The sequence below is a fragment of the Ruegeria sp. AL12 genome (genome assembly GCF_056540885.1).
In genome coordinates this window covers 1-616 of record NZ_JBQFXN010000154.1, presented here as the reverse complement: position 1 = coordinate 616, position 616 = coordinate 1, and the positions used below count along the sequence as shown (strand labels likewise).

The 616-nt window shown below is 57.8% G+C and carries 1 protein-coding gene; it reads right to left on the bottom strand.

The annotated features are described in order from the left end of the window. The coding region (locus ACR0C6_RS21950; RefSeq protein WP_480621290.1) for an ABC transporter permease at positions 1-616 on the bottom strand (616 nt) is incomplete at both ends.

Below are 616 nucleotides of genomic sequence, written 5' to 3'. Positions count from 1 at the left end.
TAAGGATCAGACCGAAACTCCAGCCGACCGCACCAAGTGCAATGGATTGCTGCACGATCAGCCCGATGATCGTGCGGTCGGGGGCGCCGATCAGTTTGAGTGTGGCGATCTGCTTTAGCTTTTCCATGGTCATCGTGTAGATAATCAATGCGATCACAACGGCTGAAACGGACAATAAGATGCCCAGAAACAAACCTATCTGCCGCTTTGCCCGATCCACCACAGACATTAGCAAGATAGACTCCTGATCGGCTTGTGTCAGGGCCCCAAGATGTTTCCATTGGCGCACCGACTGCGCCACTGCTTGCGGGTCTGCAAGCGGTTCAAGCCGTGCGATCACAGCCGCAACGCTGTCCTGACTTTCGAGCAACCCCGCGCCTCGTGCCTCCTGGACGCGTTGAGCCGACGGGGCCAGTTGCGTCTGTAGCACTTGCGCATCGCGCAAGGTGATAAACGCCGCCGGATCACCGGCGGAATTCATCGTATCCTCGACCAACCCGACCACAGTGAAAGGATCGCGGCCCAGTCGGATCACATCGCCGACGGACAGTCCGGATTTGGCATCTGCCACGATCTCGAAATGGGACTGGCTGATCCCACGCCCTACCGAGATTGC